Origin of the sequence: Halarcobacter mediterraneus, from assembly GCF_004116625.1 — a bacterium.
Lineage (GTDB): Bacteria > Campylobacterota > Campylobacteria > Campylobacterales > Arcobacteraceae > Halarcobacter > Halarcobacter mediterraneus.
Window position 1 is genome coordinate 197,554 of record NZ_NXIE01000003.1, and the last position, 16,284, is coordinate 213,837.

Annotated in this window: 15 protein-coding genes; 4 read left to right on the top strand and 11 right to left on the bottom strand. The window is 27.9% G+C overall.

The features are described from left to right. The first annotated feature begins 10 nt into the window (after positions 1-10). Positions 11-739, top strand: coding sequence for a tRNA (5-methylaminomethyl-2-thiouridine)(34)-methyltransferase MnmD (locus CP965_RS08445; protein WP_129061654.1), 729 nt, complete (start codon positions 11-13; stop codon positions 737-739). On the opposite strand, the gene CP965_RS08450 is transcribed toward CP965_RS08445, so the two are convergent. The 8 genes from CP965_RS08450 to CP965_RS08480 form a co-directional block, all read right to left on the bottom strand. Continuing rightward, complete coding sequence (locus CP965_RS08450) at positions 736-1,641, bottom strand: ChaN family lipoprotein (protein ID WP_129061655.1); 906 nt, start codon at positions 1,639-1,641, stop codon at positions 736-738. The genes CP965_RS08445 and CP965_RS08450 overlap by 4 nt on opposite strands. A gap of 70 nt (positions 1,642-1,711) precedes the next feature. Beyond that, entirely contained in the window at positions 1,712-3,589 is a 1,878-nt protein-coding gene (locus CP965_RS08455; RefSeq protein WP_129061656.1) for a TonB-dependent receptor plug domain-containing protein, read from the bottom strand. 127 nt (positions 3,590-3,716) lie between these two features. Beyond that, the gene (locus CP965_RS14125) at positions 3,717-3,860 is read right to left on the bottom strand and encodes a hypothetical protein (protein ID WP_164971009.1); all 144 of its coding nucleotides are present in this window, start codon (positions 3,858-3,860) and stop codon (positions 3,717-3,719) included. A 2-nt stretch (positions 3,861-3,862) separates the two neighbouring features. After that, positions 3,863-4,498 (bottom strand): ATP-binding cassette domain-containing protein, encoded by a 636-nt coding sequence (locus CP965_RS08460; protein ID WP_164971010.1) that lies wholly within the window; start codon positions 4,496-4,498, stop codon positions 3,863-3,865. Between the two features lie 10 nt (positions 4,499-4,508). Then, the gene (locus tag CP965_RS08465) at positions 4,509-5,495 is read right to left on the bottom strand and encodes a FecCD family ABC transporter permease (RefSeq protein WP_164971011.1); all 987 of its coding nucleotides are present in this window, start codon (positions 5,493-5,495) and stop codon (positions 4,509-4,511) included. Positions 5,496-5,545: 50 nt separating this feature from the next. Continuing rightward, positions 5,546-6,373, bottom strand: coding sequence for a heme/hemin ABC transporter substrate-binding protein (locus CP965_RS08470; protein WP_129061659.1), 828 nt, complete (start codon positions 6,371-6,373; stop codon positions 5,546-5,548). After that, positions 6,366-6,911 carry a HugZ family pyridoxamine 5'-phosphate oxidase gene (locus CP965_RS08475; protein ID WP_129061660.1) on the bottom strand — a complete coding sequence of 182 codons (546 nt, stop codon included), beginning with the start codon at positions 6,909-6,911 and terminating at the stop codon, positions 6,366-6,368. Before CP965_RS08475 ends, CP965_RS08470 begins: the two co-directional genes overlap by 8 nt. 107 nt (positions 6,912-7,018) lie before the next feature. Then, on the bottom strand, positions 7,019-7,960 hold the full coding sequence (locus tag CP965_RS08480; RefSeq protein WP_129061661.1) for an AraC family transcriptional regulator: 942 nt from the start codon (positions 7,958-7,960) through the stop codon (positions 7,019-7,021). A gap of 225 nt (positions 7,961-8,185) precedes the next feature. On the opposite strand from CP965_RS08480, the gene CP965_RS08485 reads away from it, so the two are divergent. Together CP965_RS08485 and hutX are read left to right on the top strand one after the other, a co-directional pair. Further along, on the top strand, positions 8,186-9,946 hold the full coding sequence (locus tag CP965_RS08485) for an ABC transporter ATP-binding protein (protein ID WP_129061662.1): 1,761 nt from the start codon (positions 8,186-8,188) through the stop codon (positions 9,944-9,946). Between the two features lie 9 nt (positions 9,947-9,955). Beyond that, positions 9,956-10,444, top strand: coding sequence for a heme utilization cystosolic carrier protein HutX (gene hutX, locus CP965_RS08490; protein ID WP_129061663.1), 489 nt, complete (start codon positions 9,956-9,958; stop codon positions 10,442-10,444). Positions 10,445-10,477: 33 nt separating this feature from the next. On the opposite strand, the gene CP965_RS08495 is transcribed toward hutX, so the two are convergent. The 3 genes from CP965_RS08495 to CP965_RS08505 all read right to left on the bottom strand — a co-directional run bounded on the left by CP965_RS08495 (position 10,478) and on the right by CP965_RS08505 (position 15,176). Next, complete coding sequence (locus tag CP965_RS08495; RefSeq protein WP_129061664.1) at positions 10,478-10,978, bottom strand: hypothetical protein; 501 nt, start codon at positions 10,976-10,978, stop codon at positions 10,478-10,480. A gap of 54 nt (positions 10,979-11,032) precedes the next feature. Next, a complete protein-coding gene (metH, locus tag CP965_RS08500; protein ID WP_129061665.1) occupies positions 11,033-14,500 on the bottom strand; it encodes a methionine synthase in 3,468 nt (1,155 codons plus the stop codon). A 73-nt stretch (positions 14,501-14,573) separates the two neighbouring features. After that, positions 14,574-15,176: a class I SAM-dependent methyltransferase gene (locus CP965_RS08505; protein WP_129061666.1), complete on the bottom strand. Its 603-nt coding sequence runs from the start codon at positions 15,174-15,176 to the stop codon at positions 14,574-14,576. A gap of 175 nt (positions 15,177-15,351) precedes the next feature. Between CP965_RS08505 and CP965_RS08510 the strand changes: the two genes are divergently transcribed. Then, positions 15,352-16,272 carry a branched-chain amino acid transaminase gene (locus CP965_RS08510; RefSeq protein ID WP_129061667.1) on the top strand — a complete coding sequence of 307 codons (921 nt, stop codon included), beginning with the start codon at positions 15,352-15,354 and terminating at the stop codon, positions 16,270-16,272. Positions 16,273-16,284: the final 12 nt, after the last annotated feature.

A 16,284-nucleotide genomic window follows, 5' to 3' on the forward strand; every position in this document is an offset into this window, starting at 1 on the left:
TAGTTTTTATATGATAGTAAAAACAATAGATAATTCTAACACTTTATATTCAACAAAATATAATCAACATTTTCATGATCTAAAAACAGGAGCTATAAAAGAGTCTTTAATAAAACATGTTATTCCAGCACTTAATTTTCATAAAGAAAAAAAACATCTAAAAATACTTGATATTTGTTTTGGACTAGGATATAACACTTTTTCTACTATAAACTATATCTTGGAGAATAATCTTAATAAAAAACTAGAAATTTTTTCCCCAGAACTAGATGAAAACCTTATTGAATCACTAAAAGAGTTTGAATATCCAAAAGAGTTTGAAAAAATATCTTATATAATAAAAAAACTCCTTGAAAGAAAGAAATATCAAGATGAAAATTTAGAAATAGAACTTTTTTTAGGTGATGCAAGAGATTATATCAAAACACTTGATAATATAGATATTGTCTATCAAGATGCTTTTAGTTCAGAAGTTAATAATGAGCTTTGGACTGTTGAATATTTTGCTGATATCTTTAAAGCTTCAAATAATGATGTAATAGTAACCACTTATTCTATTTCAAGTACTGTACGACTATCACTTTATAAAGCTGGTTTTGAAATATATGAAATCAATCCAACAGGAAAGAGAAAACAAACAATTGCAATAAAAAATAAAAAAGAAGTTAAAGAAGCCAAATATATTGATATGCAATTAAAACAAACTAGAAATAAAGAGCTAAAAGCTCTTTATGATTAATCTTTTTTATATACAAATACAAAATCTGCTTTATTATTATCTATCTTAAGAGCTTTTTCTTTTTGAATCTGTTCATTTGAAATAATTACATATGGTAAATTACTTTGTCTTGCAAATCTTAATGGTATTCCAACATTTTGTTCCACATGCATAGCTCCAACAAAAACTAAAAGTTTATCTCTTGATGTTTTTAAAACTTTATTTGCTATTTCTTTTACTTTATTAGCCATATAACTATCCCAAGAAACTTGAACTCTATACATTCTTTCTTCACAAGCCTCTTCACTTCTTTGAGGCATTTTATTACAATGCTTTAAATAAGGCATTACAAGTTGCCTATGGGCACTAACACTCAAATCAAGAGAGTCATAAAATTCTTTTTCCTCTTTACTCATTTTATCAAATTGTTTTAATGAAATTTTCTTTCTATCTTTTTTTGGAATATTCATTCCATAAAGTCTTCCTGAATTCTTCTTCACAGCTTCATAGAGAGGTTCTACATATTCCCATTTAAAACTTGTAAACTCATCCCAATGTCGTCTTTCTTTTAATCTTATTCCATCAATCTTTCCATCAGTATACATTTTAAGTAGTTCATTATGATTAGGAGTAAACCATTCATTTGCCAAGTTCAAATTATAACCCTTTTTATCTAATTTCTGTAAAAAATTTTCAAAGAATTCATGAGTTTTTTCTGTATTATGGTGGTCTCCAACAAAAATGATAGGATAATGTTCTACTTCTTCTACAAGCTTTTCTATATTTATTTCTTTTGCTTGTTTTACAGAGTAAATTCCTTCTTTTTTTTCAATATTATGAGTAAGAGGTGTAGCTAGATTATTTTTAGTACAGCCTGTAAGAAAAAAAATTGCTGCAATAATTGTAATTGAAAGTTTTAACATATTTTACCTTTTTTAATTTTTTTTAATTTAAACTATTGTAAGAAAATCTTACAATAGCTTTTATATACTTTTAGAACTTATAGTTCAATCCAATGTACGCAACTCTTCTTTCTAAATAATAAGGCTCATTGTTTTCAAACTTCTCATTAGTGATATTTTCTACCCCTAATCTTACAGTTAAATCTTTAGTGATTTTTTTAGAAACTTGGGCATTGAATATTGTATTAGGAGAAACTTTTTCATCAGCATTAATATATTGTTGTCCAACATAATTCACACTTATATAAGAAGAAATACCCCAAATGAAATCAGAATTTAAACCTGCATTAAAAGTATGTTCAGGTTTATAAGTTAGTTCATTTCCTGTCCCTTTATCTTCAGTTTTTACATATGTATAATTTGCATTTATTGAATGATTATCATTAAAATCATATTCCAGCCCTAATTCAAAACCTTTAGATTCAGCTTCACCAACATTTCCATATCTCATATCCCCAAAACTATCTTCTTCTGCTTTTATCATATTTTTTACATCTGTTTTGAAAATAGCTGATTTAAATGTGGCAGAATCACCATAAAACTCATAGGCTAACTCATAACTTTTTGAAGTTTCTGCTTCTAAATCATCATTTCCAAAAGGTGCCCCATGAGAACCCGTTCCAAAGCCATCAGAACCTTTTGTTACAGATGGAGCTTTAAATCCTTCTCCATAACTTGCTTTCAACCTTTGATTATCATCTATTTTATATACAAATCCAAGATTTGGAGAAAACTCTGTTCCATACTTTTTATTATCATCAAATCTTCCACCAAAAGTATAAATAAAATCACCCAATTCAATTTCATCTTGAAGATAATAAGCATTTGCTCTAGCATCAAAAGAATACTGCTTATTACCATTTGAACGTAATCTATCATAAGAATCCTCTGAAGTTTCCGCTCCTAATATAATATAACTATTTTTTATCATTGAGATTTTTGCTTCTGCTTTTAATGAATCACTTTCAAGGCTATGAGTATATTGAGCAAACATACTATTAGCCTTTGAATCACTCTCTGCCCTAGAATAATCTATACTAAAAGATAAATCTTCAAAAGATTTTTCATAACCTATGCTATAAATATCTCTTTCTATATCATAGGTAATAGTTTTATCAAAATCTTCCCTTTCCTCTTCACCTCTTATATATGAAGCATAAATATTTTGAGTATCATCTATATCATATCTTAATCTAGCAATTGCATCTTTAGTTTCCAGACCTTCAATAAAAGTTGCTTCATCTGTAGGTGTACCAAAAGCAGTATAGCCATTCCCTCCAGTTACATCTCGTTCACTTTTACTTGCACCTAGAAAAAGATAAAGTTTTTCAGCAATATTTCCGCCAATATTAGCATTAATTTTCTTTTCATCTCCACCATTCTCAGCTGAAGAAAAACCTGCTTGTACATTTACTTCACCATAAATTTTTTTACTATCTTTCTTAGTAATAATATTTATTACTCCACCAATTGCTTGGGAACCATAAATTGAACTTTTGGGTCCTTTCATAACTTCAATTCTTTCTATCATATCAATAGGTACCCATGAATATTGAAAATCACTATGTCCTATATAATTATCCGAAGGACTTATTTTTTTCCCATCAACTAAAATCAATGAATACGTACTATCGAGCCCTCTAATAGAGATACTCTCTCTTCCTCCCATCATTGCAGTTGCAGCAGTTTTTATGATTCCAGGTGTTCTAACTAAAATATCTTTAATATTTGTAGCATTTATTTTTTTTATATCTTCTTCTGTAATAACTGTGATAGCACCTGCTAAGTCTTTTATAGACTTTTCACTTTTTGCTGTTACAATTACATTTTCTAATTTTTGTGTCTCTGCTAATAAATTTGTAGTTAACAATGAAAGTGCAGTCATTGTAAATAAACTTTTTTTATACATTTTTTTCCTTTGTATGTGTAAGTATAAATTTGTTAGCGAAATTATATTAAGATTAAGAATGAATATCAATATTATATTTTACAAATTGGTTTTATTTTTTTATAAATTGGAATTTTTTATTGGAATTTTATGTACTTATAATTAAAACTTCTTTTTGTAGTTTTTTAGAATAAACAAACTCACTTTCAACATTAAAAATATCATATATATTATTATGAGTTAAAACCTTTTTAGTTTCACCTAAATATTTAATCTCCCCTTCTTTCATCATAACTACTTCATCAGAATATAATATAAATAGGCTTGATTAATATCATGAAGTATTGCACAAACTCCAATGTTCATCTCTTTTTGAAGTTCTTTTGTTAAATCTAAGATTTTATATTGATAAAAAATATCTAAGTTTAATGTAGGTTCATCTAAAAAAAGATATTTCTGTTTTTCTTTACTTGCATAAAGCTGAACAATAACTCTTGCAAGCTGGATTTTTTGCTTTTCTCCCCCTGATAACCCTTGATAATCTTTATCTTTCAATGGCTCAATATTTAATTTATCAACTATATAATTTAAAATATCTTTTCTCTCTTTTGGATTTAACTTATATACATAAAGACCCATTTCTACAATTTCTATTGCTTTAAAACTATAGGGGAAAAAGAAGGATTGTTGTAAAACTGATCTTTTTAAAGCAAGTTCTTTATCATCAAAATCATCAATCTTTTTATCATCTAACGTTATTATTCCCTCTTGAATATCTAAATTCCTATTAATATTTTTAATGAGTGTTGATTTTCCACAGCCATTAGGTCCTACAATAGATAAAAAACTATTAGGTTTAATTTTTAAATTGATATTATTTAATATTTTTCTTTTTTGTATTGAAAAATTTAAATTTTTTACTTCATACACTTTTTTTCCTTTAAGCCGTTGCATTTTGTCTATTTTTAATTAAAAGCCATAAAAAGAATGGAGCCCCAAGTAAAGATGTAATTATTCCAATAGGTAATTCTGCTGGTGCAATTACTATTCTGGCAAAAGAGTCAGCCCATATCAAAATAAAAGCTCCTAAAATAGCACTAAGAGGTAGATAGAACTTATGGTTTGAACCTACTAATAATCTAGCAAGATGTGGGACTACAAGACCTATAAAACCAATTATTCCACAAAAAGCAACACTTGCACCAATTGCTAAAGAAACAAAAAAGATAATAAACTTTTTTAATCTTTCAGAATTTACTCCTGAATTTTTTGCTTCATCTTCACCTAAAAGCATTAAATTTAATTCAACTTTTTTTCTAATTGCAAAAATATAAATACCCACTACAATTGGTATTAATGTTAAAATAACCTTTATATCACCATCAGCTAAACTTCCCATAGTCCAGAAAGTAAAGCTCTTAAGTTCTTCTTCTGTACTTACATAAGTAAATACTCCAACTAAAGCACCAAGCATTGCATTTATTGCAATCCCAGCTAAAAGCATTACTGTAACTGCAACCTTATTATAAATTGTTGCTAATTTATAAACAGCAAAAATAGTTACTAAACTTCCTAAAAAAGCACTAAAAGGCAAAGATAAATAAGATAGAAACCCATCATAAAGTAAAGAAGGTAAAAAACTTCCTAATAACATAAAAATAACAACCCCGGCAGAAGCTCCAGCGGATATTCCAATAATAGAAGGATCTGCTAATGGATTTTTAAATAAAGTTTGCATCATTGCTCCACTAATACCAAAAGCAATACCAACTAAAACGCCTAAAGCAACTCTTGGAATTCTGATATCAGCTAAAACCTGATAATAAATCTTATTTTCTTCGGGACTTAACAAAGTATTTAATATTTCTGAAAAGCTAATACTAAAGGCTCCTATCGTAATATTAAGAAAAATAGATATAACTAACAAAATAAAAAATATCCCTATAAGGGATTTTTTTAAACCTACCATAGATTTACTTATTCACAATATGATAGGTGGTTATTATTTAACATGCAAGATAGATCTTGTAATGCACTATCTATTCTTACTGTAAAACCTGAAATTAAAAGCATATCCATAGAGTAGATTTGTTTATTTTTTCCTGCATTAGTTGAAGAAACAATATTTTTATCAAGTCCACTGTCACCCGCATGATTTGAAGTAATTATTACATCAGGATTCATTTCTAAAATAGATTCTGATGATATTTTAGTATATTGTTTAAAGTCAACAGCATTTACTCCTCCTGCTAATGAAATCATAACACCTGGTTTCGTTTGTCCACCTGCTGCCATGATAGTTCCTTTTCCCCTTGAGAATAAAAATAAAACTTTTGGTTTCTTTTTACCTTTAATTTCTTTTTGCATTTTCGCTATATTTTTTTCTATTCTTGAAATTATTTCTTTTGCTTTTTCTTCTTCATTTAAAATACTTGCAACTTGAGAAATTTTTTTCTTTGCAGCTTCAATTGAAGGCTTATCCTCAATAATATATGTTTTAATCCCATACTTAGGAAGATTTTCAACAACTTTTTTAGGTTTTGCTAGACTACTTACAATTACAACTTCTGGTTTCAAAGAAAGAATACCTTCTTGTGGTAAGCTTAGCCAGTAACCAACATTTGGTAATTTAGAAGTTACTTCTTTTGGATAGATACTAGATAAATCAACTCCAATTAATTTATCTTTATGTCCTAAAGCAACAATAGTTTCAGTTATACTTCCACCTACACTTACTATTTTTGAGGCATAAGAACTTATGGTTAATAAACCGCAAAATAATGCAACTCTTACAAATCTAATCATTTTTATTTAATCCTTCTTCATGTGTTCCTCCATGAGCTTTACCACCCATAGTATTAAGTTTACTTATTTTCTTGTTTGATTCATCAATCTTAAATGCAGCACCAAACCCTAAAACTATATTTCCATCATAAGGACTTAATTTATAAAATCTTGAATCAGGCATCTGTCTTATCAATGAAGCGTCTGAACCATGTTTTTGCTCAAATAATTGAGCAATTTTCTCAAATCGATCATCATTTTCTTCAAATTTTTCTGCTTTTGCTTTAAAGTACATTCTTCTTCTTGCATAAATATGACTTGTAACACTTTCATCTTCAATAAAAAGCAAATGTGCTTTTTTTGTATTATACATATTGTGTGAATGCTGTACCGCTGTACTTATAAACACATAAAAGTTACTTTCTTCATCTTGTACATAAGGTGAGTAACTTGCAAAAGGTTCGCCTTCACTACTTACTGTTGATAATACAACTGTCTTAATATTATCTAAGAAACTATCCAGTTCTTTTTGTGCTTCTTCTTTCTTCATCATTTTCATTTTTTTCCTTTTTAATTCAAAATATATATTTCTAAATAAATTTTTCAAAGTATAATTTAAATAATAGTGAATATCAATATTTTCTATTATAAATTGGAACTTTTTTTTCACAAATTAGATTTTTTTGTTATAGCCTTTGGAGAACAATTATATTTACTTGAAAAAGCATAAGAAAAACTTCCTTGATTGGTATATCCCACCATAGTTGAGACCTCTTTAATAGAGTATTTATTTTCCTTTAAATACTTAACAGCTTTTTCTAAACGTATATCTTTAAGATAATTGTGAATTGTCTTATGAAAAATTTCTTTGAAGCCTTTTTTTAATTTTGATTGATTTAATGCAACCTTCTTTGATAAAAGCTCAATTGTTATTTTTTCATTAAAAGTATTTTGAAGTATCACTTCAGCCTTTTTAACTCTTCTTATATCTTCTTCATCTAATCCATCTACCTTAAAACTTTTATTATCAATTTGTTCTAAAACATAAAGTATTACCTCTGTTGTTTTATTTTTTAAATAAATTTTGTCAAGACCACTTGTGTATTCTCTATTAAATAATTCATAAAATTTATTTTTTATATTTGGTTCATAAAATTTCATAAAAAAAGGTTCTTTAAATATATCTCTAAAGTAACCATTTTCATCCAGATATTCTTCATTTAGAGTAATACAAATATACTTTATATGACTTCCTTCTTTATTTAACAAGGATTCATTTATATCTTGACTATATTCAACACTTATTTCATTCTCATTATATGTTGTTTTCTTATTATTAACTTGATTTAATTTTTCAACAACTCCTTGAAGAACAATTCTAATTTGTAAATGCTTATTCTTTGAACGTAGTTTTTGAATATATGATTGTTTGATATTATTATCAACAATATTCAAATATATATTATCTTCAACCATTGCATTAACAATTTTAAGTTCTATAAATTGATTGCTAATCTTGGCAACTTGTTTTACAAAAGATTTGCTTTCTTCTGCTTTGATTAAAACATTACCAGTTTTAAACAATTTTGATTTAGATAAGTTAGTCATTTTTTACTCTCTTAAATAATGATTATTAAAATGAATTTTATTTTAATGTTGCTTTTAATCATTTTAAAGTTTAAAATTAATATCAATAACTATAAGCTTTCCTTATTAAAATCCTTTCTTTAACTTTAAAAAAGCTTAAAAAAACAATTCTTAAAAAACTCTATTTTTATCTTAATTTCAAACGAACTAGCTTTTTTATAGAATTAAAAAAAATAAAGAGAGAAAATGGAAAAAATAGATTTAAAATATATATGGAAAATACTTCTAAAAAAAAGAAAAATATTAATTACAGGACAATTATTAACAGTTATTGCAATCTTAATAAGTATTCCTATTCCATTAATGCTTCCTGCTTTAGTTGATGAAGTTCTTCTAGGAAATCCTGCTTTTTTTGTATCTTCAATAAATAAAATATTTGGGGAAGGAAATGAATTTTATTATATTTTTATAATAACTGTTTTAGTAATTCTTTTAAGACTTCTTCATCTTATAATATCAGTTTTACTTACAAAAATATTTACAAATATCTCAAAGTATATAACTTTTAGAATAAGAGAAAAGCTACTTTTACACTTAAAAAATGTTTGTATGAATGAATATGAAAGTTTAGGCAGTGGTTCTATTACTGCAAACTTGATAACAGATATAAATACCTTAGATAATTTTATTATGTCAGGAATTAGCAAACTTGTAACTTCTGTTCTAAGTTTATTTGCTGTTGCAATTGTAATTATTATGATTCATCCATTATTGGGATTAATGATTATAATTATACAACCACTTATAATGTATTTATCCAAAAGAATTGTGAAGAAAGTTGGTGATTTAAAAAAAGAAGAGAATCAAGCAATTTCGGAATTCCAGGATAATATTGGAGAATCCTTGGATTTATTTGGACAAATCAAAGCTAGCAATAAAGAAGATTATTTTTTTGAAAATGCTATTAGTAAAGCAAAGAATATTCAAATTAGCTCAAATAAATTCAGTTACAAAAATGTGATATATCAAAAATTCTCTTTTACACTATTTTTGATTTCTTTTGAAGTTTTAAGAGCCAGTGGCTTATTAATGGTTGTTTATAGTGATTTATCAATTGGTATGATGTTAGCTATGTTTGCATATATTTGGTTTATTATAAATCCTGTAAATGATATTCTTTCATTCCAATATTTTTATTCAACTGCAAAAGCAGCATTAAATAGAATAAATAAAATTTTACAACTAAAACAAGAACCAAGAGGAATAGAATCTTTTAATAATAAAGGTTTAAATATTAAATTAAGTAATCTTAATTTTTCTTATAATAGTGGTGATAAAATTTTAAGTGATATTACAATAAATATAAAACAAGGGGAAAAAGTAGCCTTAATTGGTGCTAGTGGTAGTGGAAAAACTACTTTAGCTCAAATAATTGCAGGCTTTTATACAAAAGACAGTGGAGAAATCACTTATAATAATATTTCAATTGAAAATATAGATAAAAAAGAATTAAGAAAGAATCTTTTCTTAGTACTTCAAATGCCTATACTTTTTAATAATACACTAAGGTTTAATCTAACTATGGGGAAAGAAATAAAAGAAGAAACTATTTATAAAGTTTTAGAAATAACTCAATTGAAAGATGATGTATTATTAATGAAAGATAATATTGATACAATTGTTGGAAAACATGGTATAAGACTAAGTGGAGGACAAAGGCAAAGATTAAGTATTGCAAGAATGCTCATAGCAAATCCTTCAGTTGTAATTTTTGATGAATCCACCTCAGCTTTAGATGTTCATACAGAAGCAAAAATATTTAATAACTTAGAAAATATTTTAAAGGAAAAAACTGTTATTACTATTGCTCATAGATTAAGTACAATAAAAAATGCTGATATAGTTTATGTACTTGATAAAGGAAAAGTTATTCAAAGTGGTAACCATAATGATTTAGAATTAGAAGAAGGTCACTACTTAAATTTTATAAAAAAACAATTAATATAAAGGAAAAAAATGAAAGAAAAAATAAACAAAATTTTAAAGGAAAATCCAGAGATTTCAACCATTGATATTGCAAAACAATTAGAAGTAAGTGAATATGTAGTCTTGCAGAACATAAATGAAGATTTAGCAAAAGCTGTTGATAAAGAAAAGTTTGATGAAATCATTGAAGATATTTCAACTTGGGGGAAAATTCTAATGATAAAAATAACCCCTTCATTTGTTATAGAAATAAAAGACTTTATGCCCACTGGTACATATGGACATGGTTACTATAATTTTAATTCAAGTAACTCTTCCATTTCTGGACATTTAAAAGTTAGTAATATTGAAAAGATAATTTTTGTATCTAAAAAACATAGAGGAATGTTGTCTCATAGTATTGTATTTTATGATTCAAAAGGAGAACATATATTTAAAATTTTTGTTACTAGAGATAAAAATAGAGAACTTATCCAAGAACAAGTTGATAAGTTTATGAATTTAAAAAATAGACTATAATAATATTAGAAGTGTTTTTTATAAATAACACTTCTAATCCTCAACAAGATTATCTAAGATATATCTTTCTAAGTCTTTTTTAGAAATTTCATCTTTTATAGCTTGTTCATAAATCTTTTCTATTTTTCCATTATACTCTTCATAAGAAAAATATGGAAATCTTAATTTCCAAGATTTTTTTATTTGCCTCTTTGTAACTACATCTCTTAACTTAGATATAAAAAAATTAAAACCTATGAAAATAACAGCTGTAATAATCATAGCACCTAAAATAGAAATATGAGGGTCTATGTTAGCCAAAGGTTTATGCATTAAAGTAGAAATAGGTACAATAATTGCTAATACAATTAAGATATAAACTATATAAGCTCTTCCTAATCTAAGTCTAAATCCTAATTTTCCTGGGTCTACATGCATTCCTTCATTATATTGTCTATTTGCATCTAATAAATCTCTTAATAAGATTGGTTGTTTTGATAAAATATATACATAGTCTAAAACTCTATTTATTAATGTTCTATCTCTATGGGGCATGTTCTTTCCTCTACTACTAATTAAAGCTATTTTATCTAAGATTTCTTTAGATTCTTATACATTATAATATTTTGCCTTATGATGGGGAACAACAATTGCACAAGTTGATTGTTCAGGATGAATTTGAAAAGTCTCACTTAATTCTATTCCAAACTCTTCTGGTTTTAATAAATCAAACATATCTCTACTTTGTTCTAAATCAGGACAAGCTGCATAACCTGGAGAATATCGACATCCTACATACTGTTTCATTTGTACATCATGTAAAGTATTCCCTTCTTTTGGAACAATATCAAGATCAAGCCTTATTTGCTTATGTAAAACTTCTGCTAAGGCTTCTGCTAACTCAACACCTAATCCATGTACTTGATAATATTCAGTAAACTTACTATCTTTATAAAGTTCAGCTTCATAAGGACTTAGTTTTAATCCTGCACTTGCAAAAGTAAAGGCAACTACATCAAGTCTATCATTTGCAAAATAATCAGCTATACATCTATGAGGTGTCTTTCTTTGTCTAGGGAACTGCATTACTTTTATTGCTTTTTCTAAAGGTGGAATATTTTTTGCTTCTTCTAAAGAATGAAATGCATAATCTTCACTAAAAATATATAATTTATTCTCTTTTGAAATACAAGGATAATAAGCATAAATAGCAATTGGGTCAAAAAGTTCTTTTTCAATAAACTCTTCTTTTAATCTTTCATAAATAGGTTCAACCACATTTTTTTCATGCTCTAAAAACTTTTCTTTTGAATTTTTAGCTCTTTTATAACCCCATCTTTGTCTAAATAAAACCCTATGGTTAATCCATTTGAAAACTAAGTCTTTATCAATAACTGAATTATCAAGAGCAACTCTTCCCCATAATGGAGGGAAAGTGAATTCTCCTGCTTCTGGAAGTACAACATCTTCTTCATTGATAACTACTTCTTTTTCTTCTTTTCTTGCTACTTCTTCTTCATCAACTAAATCAGCTGCAAGTGCAGTATTTTCTAGGTCACCCTCTTCAATTCTTTGCATTGAAACAACACCATCAAAAGCATCTCTACAATAAAAAATTGGACCATCATAAATTGATCTACAATAATCATTTACAAAACCTTTTGTAAGTGCAGCTCCACCTAAAAGAACAGGAATATCAATACCTTGTTTTTGTAACTCTTCAAGATTTTCTTTCATTACTGCTGTTGATTTTACAAGTAAACCACTCATACCAATAGCTTGAGCTTTATGCTCACGTACTGCTATAATAAAATCATTTAAATCAGCTTTGATACCAATATTGATTACTTTAAATCCATTATTAGAAAGAATAATATCAACTAAGTTTTTACCAACATCATGCACATCACCTTTAACTGTACCCAAGACTAGTACTGTTTCACTAGCTTTCTCTTCTTTTGGTAAATATGGATTTAAAGCATCAACTGTTGCTTTCATAGTCTCTGCACTTTGAAGTACAAATGGTAACTGCATTTGTCCACTTCCAAATAATTCTCCAATAACTTTCATCCCATCAATTAGCCACTCATTTACTATGATTTCTGGATTTACTTCATGTCTTAACTCTTCAACTAGTGGTAACATTCTTTCTTTATCACCATCAAGTAAAAGCTTTTTAACTTTATCTATTGGTGCAAGTTTTTGGTACTCTTCATCACTTTGCTCTTCCATATCATCAACATTTGCAAAATGCTCTATAAATTTAAATAAAGGGTCACCATCTTCTTGATTATTGAAGATTAAATCATCACAAGCTTTTCTATCATCATCGGAGATTTTATTTAGTGGTAAGATATGTTTAACATTTACAATAGCAGAAGTTAATCCAGCTTTTACACAATGATCAAGATAAATAGAGTTTAAGTAAACTCTTGCTTTTTGGTCAAGACCAAATGAGATATTAGAAAGTCCAAGGGTAGTTCCTACCTCTGGATGACGTAGCTGGAATTCTTTAATTGCTTCAAGTGTTTCAATACCTGCAGTTCTATACTCATCATCCCCTGAACCAATAGTAAAGGTAAGCATATCAAATACTAAATCATCAGGTTTAAATCCATGTCTATTTACACATAAATCATAGATTCTCTCTGCTACTTCAAGTTTTCTTTTCTTACTTTTTGCCATACCAACTTCATCAATTACAAGACAAACCAGGGCTGCACCAAACTTTTTAGCTAACTTACAAATAACATCAAATTTTTCTTCCCCATCTTCTAAGTTAACTGAATTGATAATACATCTTCCACCAATTTGTTTTAAAGCAGCTTCTAATGCTGGAACTTGCGTTGAATCTGGCATTAAAGGAAGTGAAACTTTTTGAGAATATAAAGATACTACTTTATCCATATCTCCTGTTTCATCACGTCCTGCAAATCCAACTGACACATCAATAACATGAGCCCCTGCTCTTACTTGTTGTTGTCCTACTGAAAGTGTTCCTTCATAATCATTTGCTTTAAGTAATTCTCTAAAGGCTTTTGAACCCGTTGCATTAGATCGCTCACCTATTAAAAGTGGTGCAGGATCTTGCTTTAAAGGAACTACATTAAATAAAGAAGATAAAGAAGCTTTTAAAAACCCACTTGGTTTTCTTGGTTTAATCCCTTCAACAGATTTAGTTAAAGCTTCTATATGCTCAGGAGTTGTACCACAACAACCACCTAAAAAAGACACTCCATTAAACTCTAAGAATTCTTTTGTTAATTCTGTAAACTCTTTTGGTTGCATTGGATAATAAGTTTGTCCACCTCTATTTTGAGGAAGACCTGCATTTGAGTGTACAGAAATTGGGAATTTGCATACTTCACTTAAAGTTTTAACATGCTTATGTACTTGTTTTGGTCCAGTACCACAGTTAAAACCTAAAGATAAAATATTAAAAGGTTCCAGAATAGCTGCAATTGTCATTGCATCTGTTCCAATAAGCATAGTTCCACTAAGTTCAATAGTAACTGAAACCATAATAGGAGTTTCAGGTGAGACTTCCTTTAAAGCATGCAATGCTGCTTTTATTTGTAAGGGATCTTGACAAGTTTCAAGTAAAAAGATATCTGTTCCCCCATCAATCAAACCTTGAGCCATAATCTTATAGCCCTCAAACATTTCATCATAAGATATATGACCTAAAGAAGGTAATTTTGTTCCAGGTCCTATTGAACCTAATACAAATCTAGGTTTATCTTCTGTACTAAACTTTTCACAAGACCTTTTTACAAGTTGGGCACCTAACTTTGATAATTCATATGAAGTTTCAGGAATATCATATTCATCTAAAACCCATGGCATAGAACCAAAAGTATTAGTACTAATTAAATCAGCACCAGCACTTGCATACGCATCATGAATTTTTTCTAAAATATGAGGAGCTGTTAAATTTAGAAGTTCATTGCAGCCTTCTAAGTTTATACCTTCATAAATCCAATATTCATCTTTGATATCGGCCACTTGAAGCTGTGTTCCCATAGCTCCATCAATAATTATAACTTTTTCTTCTATTAGTTTTTTTATATCTATCATTTTTTCTTATATTTTCACTTCTTTATTATATTAATATCTAAATAGTATATTTAAAAGCATATTAAAAATCAAACTATTTCTTCTGAAGAATCACTCTAATAACACTTGCTTCCCCTTGGTGACCTTTACCTTCATTAAGATGAGTAATAACTTCTTCAACTTTAATTTTTTCACAAGAAGGAAAAGATTCTTTAAAATCCTCTACACTATAAAGCAAGTCTAAGTCTTTTGGACCACCACTATTGTAAGCTAATTGGTTAGTAGAAAAAAATTCTCCTATAAAGTATCCATTAGTTTCTAAAGCATTTTCGATATTTTCAAACAATCTTTTTCTATCATTTTTATGCATATGCAAATATGAAGAGACAATAGAACCATACTTTTTGTTTACTTCCCAATGATTTAAATCAATACACTTTGTTAGGATATCCACATCATGCTCTTTAGCAAATTGCTGTAATTTTGATAATCCTATATTAGAGGCATCTAAAGCAGTTACTTTAAAACCTTTTTTAGCTAAAAAGACAGCATTCCTACCTTCTCCTTCACCTAAACATAAGACATCTTTACTTCTATCAAAATTCTCTTTACAAGACTTTATAAACTCATTTGCTTCTTTCCCATAAAAATACTCATTTACTGAAAACTTATCATTCCAAAAATTTTGTTGGCTCATTATATTTTCCTTTATTTTAAAAGTAGAATTTTATCTTAGGAAGTTAAAAATATCATTTTTTTATATATTTATAAATTAAACTTATCTGTTTTTAATTTATAATCTTTATCTCACTTTATTTTAATATTTCTTTAGCTAATATATTTCTTAAAAATTTTATCGTAGGATATTTAATATGACTGAAGCTAAATACATCTGGATGGATGGGGAATTTGTTAATTGGCAAGATGCAAAAGTACATGTATTAAGCCACACATTGCATTATGGGAATGGTGCGATTGAAGGTACAAAAGCTTATAAGACGCATGATGGAAGATGTGCTATTTTTAAACTAGAAGAGCACACTAAAAGATTAATTAACTCTGCAAAAATGACACTAATTGATGTGCCTTTTACAGCTGATGAATTAAATGAAGCACAAATTGAACTATTACAAAAAAATGAACTATTTGAAGGTGCTTATATTAGACCATTAGTATATTTAGGATATGGTGTTATGGGACTTTATCATAAAGACGCACCTGCCCAAGTTTCAATCTCTGCTTGGGAATGGGGAGCATACTTAGGTGAAGAAGGAATGAAAAAAGGTGTTAGAGTAAAAATTTCATCTATGACAAGAACTCCTAATACTTCAGGTATGGGTAAAGCAAAAGCAGTTGCTAATTACCTTAACTCTCAAATGGCAAAATTTGAAGCAGTTGAAGCAGGATATGATGAAGCATTATTAAGAGATGACCAAGGTTACATTGCTGAAGCTAGTGGAGCTTGTTTTTTCATCGTTAGAAATGGAGAGATTATCACACCTCCAAATGATAACTCACTTGAATCAATTACTCAAGCAACTGTTCTTGACTTAGCTGAAGACTTAGGATACAAAGTTACAAGAAGAAGAATTACTAGAGAAGAAATATATATTGCAGATGAAGCCTTCTTTACAGGTACAGCTGTTGAAGTAACACCTATCAGAGAAGTTGATTGTAGAGTTATAGGAGAAGGGGAAAGAGGACCTATAACAGAAGCATTACAAACAGCTTATTTTGATGTAGTTCAAGGGAAAAATGAAAAGTATCAAAAATACTTAACTTATATAAACTAAAAAGGGAAAATG

Bases quoted from the DNA above. Each gene is read 5' to 3' on its own strand.
- CP965_RS08485 (WP_129061662.1), top strand. From the start codon at position 8,186: ATGGAAAAAATAGATTTAAAATATATATGGAAAATACTTCTAAAAAAA.
- CP965_RS08445 (WP_129061654.1), top strand. From the start codon at position 11: ATGATAGTAAAAACAATAGATAATTCTAACACTTTATATTCAACAAAA.
- CP965_RS08505 (WP_129061666.1), bottom strand. From the start codon at position 15,176: ATGAGCCAACAAAATTTTTGGAATGATAAGTTTTCAGTAAATGAGTAT.
- CP965_RS08510 (WP_129061667.1), top strand. From the start codon at position 15,352: ATGACTGAAGCTAAATACATCTGGATGGATGGGGAATTTGTTAATTGG.
- CP965_RS08450 (WP_129061655.1), bottom strand. From the start codon at position 1,641: ATGTTAAAACTTTCAATTACAATTATTGCAGCAATTTTTTTTCTTACA.
- CP965_RS08455 (WP_129061656.1), bottom strand. From the start codon at position 3,589: ATGTATAAAAAAAGTTTATTTACAATGACTGCACTTTCATTGTTAACT.
- CP965_RS14125 (WP_164971009.1), bottom strand. From the start codon at position 3,860: ATGATGAAAGAAGGGGAGATTAAATATTTAGGTGAAACTAAAAAGGTT.
- CP965_RS08495 (WP_129061664.1), bottom strand. From the start codon at position 10,978: ATGCCCCATAGAGATAGAACATTAATAAATAGAGTTTTAGACTATGTA.
- hutX (WP_129061663.1), top strand. From the start codon at position 9,956: ATGAAAGAAAAAATAAACAAAATTTTAAAGGAAAATCCAGAGATTTCA.
- CP965_RS08475 (WP_129061660.1), bottom strand. From the start codon at position 6,911: ATGAAAATGATGAAGAAAGAAGAAGCACAAAAAGAACTGGATAGTTTC.
- CP965_RS08480 (WP_129061661.1), bottom strand. From the start codon at position 7,960: ATGACTAACTTATCTAAATCAAAATTGTTTAAAACTGGTAATGTTTTA.
- metH (WP_129061665.1), bottom strand. From the start codon at position 14,500: ATGATAGATATAAAAAAACTAATAGAAGAAAAAGTTATAATTATTGAT.
- CP965_RS08470 (WP_129061659.1), bottom strand. From the start codon at position 6,373: ATGATTAGATTTGTAAGAGTTGCATTATTTTGCGGTTTATTAACCATA.